Source organism: Novosphingobium sp. HNCC26DJ243 (assembly GCF_057180545.1).
In genome coordinates, this window is sequence record NZ_JBXUGN010000014.1 from 1 (window position 1) to 7,511 (window position 7,511).

10 protein-coding genes are annotated in these 7,511 nt (G+C 64.0%); all 10 read right to left on the reverse strand.

Going from position 1 to position 7,511, the window contains the following annotated elements; genetic code table 11:
* The coding region (nuoF, locus tag AC2A04_RS18155) for an NADH-quinone oxidoreductase subunit NuoF (protein WP_484213769.1) at nucleotides 1-965 on the reverse strand (965 nt) is incomplete at its 3' end.
* Between the two features lie 128 nt (nucleotides 966-1,093).
* The gene (gene nuoE, locus AC2A04_RS18160; protein WP_484213770.1) at nucleotides 1,094-1,762 is read right to left on the reverse strand and encodes an NADH-quinone oxidoreductase subunit NuoE; all 669 of its coding nucleotides are present in this window, start codon (nucleotides 1,760-1,762) and stop codon (nucleotides 1,094-1,096) included.
* Entirely contained in the window at nucleotides 1,755-1,952 is a 198-nt protein-coding gene (locus AC2A04_RS18165; protein WP_484213771.1) for a hypothetical protein, read from the reverse strand. Before AC2A04_RS18165 ends, nuoE begins: the two co-directional genes overlap by 8 nt.
* Nucleotides 1,949-2,272 (reverse strand): nuclear transport factor 2 family protein, encoded by a 324-nt coding sequence (locus AC2A04_RS18170; RefSeq protein WP_484213777.1) that lies wholly within the window; start codon nucleotides 2,270-2,272, stop codon nucleotides 1,949-1,951. Before AC2A04_RS18170 ends, AC2A04_RS18165 begins: the two co-directional genes overlap by 4 nt.
* A gap of 38 nt (nucleotides 2,273-2,310) precedes the next feature.
* Nucleotides 2,311-3,522, reverse strand: a complete 1,212-nt coding sequence (locus tag AC2A04_RS18175; RefSeq protein WP_484213772.1) for an NADH-quinone oxidoreductase subunit D — start codon at nucleotides 3,520-3,522, stop codon at nucleotides 2,311-2,313.
* Nucleotides 3,519-4,379 (reverse strand): NADH-quinone oxidoreductase subunit C, encoded by an 861-nt coding sequence (locus tag AC2A04_RS18180; protein ID WP_484213773.1) that lies wholly within the window; start codon nucleotides 4,377-4,379, stop codon nucleotides 3,519-3,521. The genes AC2A04_RS18175 and AC2A04_RS18180 overlap by 4 nt, the downstream gene beginning before the upstream one ends.
* A gap of 13 nt (nucleotides 4,380-4,392) precedes the next feature.
* Nucleotides 4,393-4,959, reverse strand: a complete 567-nt coding sequence (locus AC2A04_RS18185; protein WP_484213774.1) for a NuoB/complex I 20 kDa subunit family protein — start codon at nucleotides 4,957-4,959, stop codon at nucleotides 4,393-4,395.
* A complete protein-coding gene (locus AC2A04_RS18190) occupies nucleotides 4,956-5,330 on the reverse strand; it encodes an NADH-quinone oxidoreductase subunit A (protein ID WP_311506866.1) in 375 nt (124 codons plus the stop codon). Before AC2A04_RS18190 ends, AC2A04_RS18185 begins: the two co-directional genes overlap by 4 nt.
* Before the next feature lie 161 nt (nucleotides 5,331-5,491).
* A complete protein-coding gene (locus tag AC2A04_RS18195; RefSeq protein ID WP_484213775.1) occupies nucleotides 5,492-6,952 on the reverse strand; it encodes a coniferyl aldehyde dehydrogenase in 1,461 nt (486 codons plus the stop codon).
* Between the two features lie 20 nt (nucleotides 6,953-6,972).
* Nucleotides 6,973-7,511 (reverse strand): prepilin peptidase (locus AC2A04_RS18200; RefSeq protein WP_484213776.1); only part of this gene is annotated, 539 nt, incomplete at its 5' end.

Genomic DNA, 7,511 nt, shown 5'->3' on the forward strand with positions numbered 1-7,511 from the left:
GCGGCGGTGCCAAGGCCCGAACCCAGCGCGCGAAGGCCATCGAAGTCCATCGGCGCATCCCAGATTTCGGACGCGGGCACCAGCGGCACCGACGATCCGCCGGGGATCACGGCGAGCAGGTTGTCCTTGCCGCCACGGATGCCGCCGCAATGCTTCTCGATCAGCTCGCTGAACGGAATGCTCATCTCTTCCTCGACGACGCAGGGCCGGTTCACGTGGCCGCTGATCTGGAAGAGCTTGGTGCCCTTGTTGTTCTCACGCCCGAACGAGGAGAACCACGAAGCGCCGCGACGCAGGATCGTCGGCGCAACCGCGATCGATTCCACGTTGTTGACGGTGGTCGGGCAGCCATAGAGGCCCGCGCCTGCCGGGAACGGCGGCTTGAGGCGGGGCTGGCCCTTCTTGCCTTCAAGGCTTTCGATCATCGCGGTTTCTTCGCCGCAGATGTAAGCGCCCGCGCCGCGATGGACGAAGACGTCGAAATCGTAGCCCGAACCGCTGGCGTTCTTGCCGATCAGGCCGGCGTCATAGGCCTCCTGCACGGCGGCAAACAGCGTCTCGGCCTCGCGGATATATTCGCCGCGAATGTAGATGTAGGCCGCCCGCGCGCGCATCGCATAGCCCGCCACCAGCGCGCCTTCGATCAGCTTGTGCGGATCGTGGCGGATGATTTCGCGGTCCTTGCACGAACCCGGCTCGGATTCGTCGGCGTTGATCACGAGGAAGCTCGGACGGCCGTCCTTGCTTTCCTTGGGCATGAACGACCACTTCATGCCGGTCGGGAACCCCGCACCGCCACGTCCGCGCAGGCCCGAAGCCTTGATTTCCTCGATGATCGCGTCCTGCCCGCGCTCCATCAGGGCCTTGGTGTTATCCCAGTCCCCGCGCTGACGAGCAGCAGCAAGGTTCCACGGCTGGAAACCGTAGACGTTGGTGAAGATGCGATCCTTGTCCTGAAGGCTCACAGAGCACCTCCCATAACACTCGTCATTGCGAGGAGCGAAGCGACGCGGCAATCCAGAGCGTCACCCGCAATCGCACTGGATTGCTTCGCTACGCTCGCAATGACGAAAGAAGGGGTGTCGACCATGGCTTACCACTCCCCCCGGTAATCATGGTTGGAGTCAACCATCGCGGTCAGGTTGCTCAAGGCCCCCGCCGGTTCCACCGTGTGACGTCCGGCAAGCTGCGTGCCGGTCTTGGGCTGCTTGCCCGCCGCCAGCTCGTCCAGAATTCGCGTCATGTCAGCAGCGGTGAGGTCTTCGTAGTTGTCGTCGTTGATCTGGACCATCGGCGCGGAGGCGCAGTTGCCCATGCACTCGACCTCGGTCAGCGAGAACAGGCCGTCTGCCGTCGTGTGGCCCTTGCTCAGACCCTTCGACTTGCATGCCGCCATGATGTCGTCAGACCCGCGCAGCATGCACGGCGTGGTGCCGCAGACCTGCACGTGGAAGCGGCCGATCGGCGCGATGTTGTACATGGTGTAGAACGTCGCCACTTCGACCACGCGGATCACCGGCATGTCGAGGTACTTGGCCACGTATTCCATCACCGGAATCGGCAGCCAGCCTTGCGTGTTCAGCTCCGCCCCGACCTGGCGCTGCGCCAGATCGAGCAGCGGCATCACCGCCGAGCGCTGGCGCCCTTCGGGATAACGCCCGACGATGACCTTGGCCTGTTCGGCGTTCTCTGCCGTCCACGCGAAACCGCCCCAGCGCGCGCGCAGTTCGGGGCTGTCAGGTTCGATATGGCGATCAGCCATTGTGCTGCCTCCGCTTGATCCAGAGGTCCTGCGCGAACAGGAACAGTTCGAAGCCGCCGATGGCCGAAACGATGTTGGGCAGCATTTCGCTAACCGGGATACCGGCATAAACGCTGGCGAAATAGCCTGCGGCAAGCACAATGCCGGTCAGCATCGCCCAGACCCGCATCAGATCGAATGTCGACTTCACCGGATAAACTCCACCCGAGAGCACTTTTCGCCCTCGAAAGAATAGACTGCGACCACGTCGAACGGCTCGACCAGCGCCGAACCATCGGTCGCGGGGCCGCGCGTCACATGCTCGCGCATCAGCACGTAGTTGCCGATGGCCTGCGCCTCGACGATTTCGGCGTGGTTCTGCGGCCAGCGCGCAAACGCGGCGGCGAGGCCGGAGCGCGTGCCCTCCTTGCCCTCGCGCACCACATCCCCACGATAGTTCGCCTCGCAGGCGTCGTCGGTCATGTGACTGACGTAAGTATCCACGTCCTGCGCGTTGTAGGCGGCGATCATCGCCTTGGCGGTGCGCAAATTAGCTTCTTGGGGATTGCTCACCGGTCACACTCCCCGAACACCACGTCGATGGCGCCGATGATCGCGGTCACGTCGGGTAGCATGTGGCCGACGCTCATGAAGTCCATCGCCTGAAGATGCGAGAACGCGGTCGGACGGATCTTGCAGCGGTAGGGCTTGTTGCTTCCGTCCGACACCAGATAGACGCCGAATTCGCCCTTGGGGCTTTCGGTCGCGACATAGACTTCGCCCGCCGGAACGTGGAAGCCTTCGGTGTAGAGCTTGAAGTGATGGATCAGCGCTTCCATCGACTGCTTCATCTCGGCGCGCTTGGGCGGCACGACCTTGCGGTCAGTGCTGGCAACCGGGCCTTCGGGCATTTCAGCAATGCACTGCTGGATGATGCGGGCCGACTGGCGCACTTCTTCCACGCGGACCATGAAGCGATCGTAGCAATCGCCGCTGGTGCCGACCGGAATGTCGAAGTCCATGCGGTCATAGACGTCGTAGGGCTGGCTCTTGCGCAGATCCCACGCGATGCCAGACCCACGGATCATCGGGCCGGAAAAGCCCCAGCGCACGGCGTCTTCCTTGGAGACGATGCCGATATCGACATTGCGCTGCTTGAAGATGCGGTTGTCGACCACAAGGCTCATCGCGTCGTTGAACAGCGGGTGCAGGCGCGTGTCGATCCAGTCGGCAATGTCGGCCAGCAGCTTGAGCGGCACGTCCTGATGCACGCCGCCGGGGCGGAACCATGCCGCGTGCATGCGCGCCCCCGAAGCGCGTTCGAAGAAGTTGAGGCAGTCCTCGCGGATTTCGAACAGCCACAGGTTCGGCGTCATCGCGCCGACGTCCATGACGTGCGACCCGAGGTTGAGCATGTGGTTGCAGATGCGCGTAAGTTCCGCAAACAGCACGCGCAGGTACTGGGCGCGCAGCGGCACTTCGATGTTCAGCAGCTTCTCGACTGCGAGCACATAGGAGTGCTCCATCGCGAGCGGCGAACAGTAATCCAGCCGGTCAAAATAGGGCAGCGCCTGCAGGTAGGTCTTGTGCTCGATCAGCTTCTCGGTGCCACGATGCAGCAGGCCGACGTGCGGGTCGATCCGCTCGATGATCTCGCCGTCCAGCTCCATGACCATGCGCAACACGCCGTGCGCCGCCGGGTGCTGCGGACCGAAGTTGATCGTGTAGTTGGTGATGACCTCGTCACCGGTGGTCGGCGACTGTTCGAGGCTCAGGCTCATGCGCCTTCTCCATCGGTCTTCTTCTTGCGCGGCTTGCGTGCCGGACGGTCTTCGGTCGGCGCGGGCGCGGCAGGCTCGTCGATTGCCGAAGTGGTTGGCGCGACAGCCTTGGCCGCAGCGTCATTGGCCTTCTCGCCAGCGCCGGTATCGGCCTTGCTGTCGGTCGTCTTGGGCTTGTCGACCGAAGGCGTGCCCTTGGTGTCGGGCGCCATGGCGACAGGCGCAGGAGCGGGCGGCGGCACCACCGCTTTCTCATCACCCGGCAGCACGTAGTCCGCGCCCTCCCACGGACTCATGAAGTCGAACTGGCGCAAGTCCTGCGCAAGCTCCACCGGCTCATAGACCACGCGCTTGTCCTCTTCGGAATAGCGCAGCTCGACATAGCCGGTCAGCGGGAAGTCCTTGCGGAACGGGTGCCCCTGGAAGCCATAGTCGGTCAGGATGCGGCGCAGGTCCGGATTGCCCGCAAACAGCACGCCGAACATGTCGTAGACTTCGCGCTCGTACCAGCCGGCGTTGGGCCAGAGCGTGGTCACGGTGGGCACCGGCGTCGCCTCGTCGGTCGAAACCTTGATCACGATGCGGTGGTTTCTGGTCAGCGACAGCAGGCAGTAGCAAACCTCGAAGCGGTCTGCGCGGCTCGGGTAGTCAACCCCTGCGATGTCCATCAACTGCTGGTATTCATGACCATCGCGAAGCAGGCGCAGCGCATCTTCGGCACGCTCGCGCGCCACTTCGATCACGATCTCGCCGTGCTCTTCCTTGGAAGCCACGACCATGTCGCCTAGCGCTGCTACCAGCGCGTCATGCACGCCCTCGTTCGACGACCAGCGCGGCGCGGAGTGGAGAACCGTCATTTGCCGTGCTCCCTCAGCGCTCGAGCGTGCCGGCGCGGCGGATCTTCCGCTGCAGCTGCATCACGCCATAGAGCAGCGCCTCGGCGGTCGGCGGGCAGCCGGGGACGTAGATGTCCACGGGCACGATGCGATCGCAACCGCGCACCACCGAATAGCTGTAGTGATAATAGCCGCCGCCGTTCGCGCACGATCCCATCGAGATCACGTATTTGGGATCCGACATCTGGTCGTAGACCTTGCGCAGCGCAGGGGCCATCTTGTTGCACAGCGTGCCGGCCACGATCATCACGTCCGACTGGCGCGGGGATGCGCGCGGGGCAACGCCGAAGCGCTCCATGTCATAGCGGGGCATGTTCACGTGGATCATCTCGACCGCGCAGCAGGCGAGCCCGAAGGTCATCCACCACAGCGAGCCGGTGCGCGCCCACTGGAACAGCTCCTCGGTCGACGTGACGAGGAAGCCCTTGTCGTTGACCTCGGCATTGAGGCTGTCGAAGAACGACTGGTCGGGCGCGGCAACCGCACCCTGATTTGCCGTGATGCCAAAGTTGACAGGCGAAGAAGTGGCCATGTTGCTCATTCCCAGTCCAGCGCGCCCTTCTTCCAGGCATAGATAAAGCCGATCACCAGTTCGCCCAGGAACACCATCATGGTGATCCAGCCGGCCCAGCCGGTTTCCTTCAGGCTGACCGCCCAGGGAAACAGGAATGCCGCTTCAAGGTCGAAAATGATGAACAGGATGGCGACGAGGTAGAACCTGACGTCGAACTGGCTGCGGGGATCCTCGAACGCGGGGAAGCCGCATTCGTACTCGCTGTTCTTCTCGGCATTGGGGTTGTGTGTGCCGGTCAGGCGGGCAACGCCCATCGGCAGGAACACGAATGCCGCCGAAAGCGCGAGCGCGATCCCGAGGAAGATCAGGATCGGCAGGTATTGAGACAGATCGACCAAAGGGCTGACTCGCGTAGCTGCAGGTTTCGCGCCGCCCTAGTCCCGCCGCCGCTTTCGCGCAAGTGGTGTGCATTGCTGTCAGGGCGGATTCCACCAGCCTTTTTGCCACCTTTTCGACCGTATCACGCCGGTCGGAGCCTGCGCGGATTCGTATGCAGGACTTACTTCAGCTGCATCTTCAAGGTCCTCGCGGTCGCTGCGCCATAGGGCGGCATCAGCCCGGCAAGCTTGGCCACGTTGATCCGGGGCTGTGAATATACCGCGCGGCCATGGCTGAAGCTGCGGAAGCCTTCGATCCCGTGGTAGCTGCCCATGCCCGAAGGCCCGATCCCGCCGAACGGCAGATCGTCGGCCGAGACATGAAAAATAACGTCGTTGACCGTGACCCCGCCCGAAATCGTGCGCGTCAGCACTGCTTCGCGCTCGGCCTTGTCCTCGCCGAAGTAATAAAGCCCGAGCGGGCGGTCGTGCCGGTTGACGTAGTCGATCGCCTGATCGATCCCGCGATAGGTCCTGACCGGCAGCACCGGCCCAAATATCTCGTCCTGCATCACCTTCATGTCGTCGCGCACGTTGCGCAGGATGGTAAGGGGCAGTTTGTTGCCGTTCGATCCGGCGAAGTTCTCTGCTCCCGGATTGACGACGATCGCCTCGGCGCCCTTGGCCACCGCATCGTCAACCAGCCCTTCCAGCCGGTCGCGATGGCGGCGATTGATCACCGAGGTATAGTCGTCATTGGCCAGCAGTGTCGGATACATCCGGGCGACGCTCGCCTGCATCGCGCCGATCGCCTGCATCTCCATGTCCTCGGGCACCAGCATGTAATCGGGCGCAAGGCAGATCTGGCCTGCGTTCATCATCTTGCCCAGTGCGATCCGGTCGGCCGCCCGGGCAACGTCAGCACCCTTGCCAAGTATCGTGGGCGACTTGCCGCCCAGTTCCAGCGTTACCGGCACCAGATTGTCGGCCGCTGCGTGCAGCACGTGCCTGCCGATGGACGTCGCCCCGGTGAACAGCAGGTGGTCGAAGGCAAGGCCGCAGAAGTCCTGGCCCGTCTTCGGACCGCCAAGCACGACCGCAACCTCATCCTCCCCGAAGAGCTTCGGGAACAGTTCGGCCATCAGCTCCGAGGTCCGCTCGGTGAACTCGCTCGGCTTGAGCATGGCGCGATTGCCCGCGGCAAAGGCCTGTGCCAGCGGGGCGAGCGTCAGCCCGACCGGGAAATTCCACGGCGCGACGATGCCGATCACGCCCTTGGGTTCGTAGCGCACTTCCGCCTTTGCGCCGAGCAGGCCGAGTGGAAAGTTCACGTGCCGCTTTTCCGGCTTCGCCCAGGCCCTCATCCGCTTCTGGCAATAGCGCACTAGGCTGAGCGCGGGCATGACGTCGGTCAGCATCGATTGCTCGTGGCTGCGGTGGCCGAAGTCCGCGCTCATCGCCCGGGCGAAATCCTCGCCATGGTCCAGCAGGATGCGCGCGCACCGTTCAAGGCGGTCATGCCGGACAGAGAGCGGTTCGGGCCTCGCCGCCGTGAACGCTGCCCGCTGGCGCTCGAGAAGGACGCTCATGGCTTCGCGCGTGGTCTCGTGCCCTTTGGACTCGTGCCCTATGGACTCTTGCATCGCCGCTCTCTCCCGAATCGCTAGCCGAACCCTTGCAGCAGAAAGATCGGCCATGCCGTAGCGGCAAGGCAGGTTCCCAGCGGCAGGGCCGTGTCGGCCGCGATCTTACGCTTGCTGACAAGCATGACAATAGCCGCCGCGATGCCCACTATGCTTGCCCCGAGCATGACCTCGACCACGCCGAGCGGCCCCATCCACAGGCCGATCGCACCCAGCAGCGGCGGATCGCCCGCGCCCATCCCGTCGCGCCCGCGCGTCTTCAGGTAGAACCGCGCAATGCCCCACAGCAGCAGATAGCCCAGTGCGCAGCCGCCGAGCGAGGCAAGCAGCGGGTCGAGACTGCCGGAGGCCCACGCCTGAGCCGCGACAACCACCAGCCCGCTCACCGCCAGCCAGCCGACCAGCACACGCGGAAGCCACAGGTGGCGCAGGTCGAGCAGCGCAAGCAGGAGGAGCTGCCATCCCAGAACCATGGCGGCAAGGCCCATCCCCTCCCCGCCAGCCAGAACCGATATTATCGCAATTGCTGCGCCGCCGAGTTCGCAGGCGAGCTGCCATC

Coding starts and splice junctions, on each gene's coding strand:
- nuoE (WP_484213770.1), bottom strand. CDS start 1,762: ATGGCTGATCGCCATATCGAACCTGACAGCCCCGAACTGCGCGCGCGC.
- AC2A04_RS18170 (WP_484213777.1), bottom strand. CDS start 2,272: ATGATCGCCGCCTACAACGCGCAGGACGTGGATACTTACGTCAGTCAC.
- AC2A04_RS18175 (WP_484213772.1), bottom strand. CDS start 3,522: ATGAGCCTGAGCCTCGAACAGTCGCCGACCACCGGTGACGAGGTCATC.
- AC2A04_RS18180 (WP_484213773.1), bottom strand. CDS start 4,379: ATGACGGTTCTCCACTCCGCGCCGCGCTGGTCGTCGAACGAGGGCGTG.
- AC2A04_RS18185 (WP_484213774.1), bottom strand. CDS start 4,959: ATGAGCAACATGGCCACTTCTTCGCCTGTCAACTTTGGCATCACGGCA.
- AC2A04_RS18195 (WP_484213775.1), bottom strand. CDS start 6,952: ATGCAAGAGTCCATAGGGCACGAGTCCAAAGGGCACGAGACCACGCGC.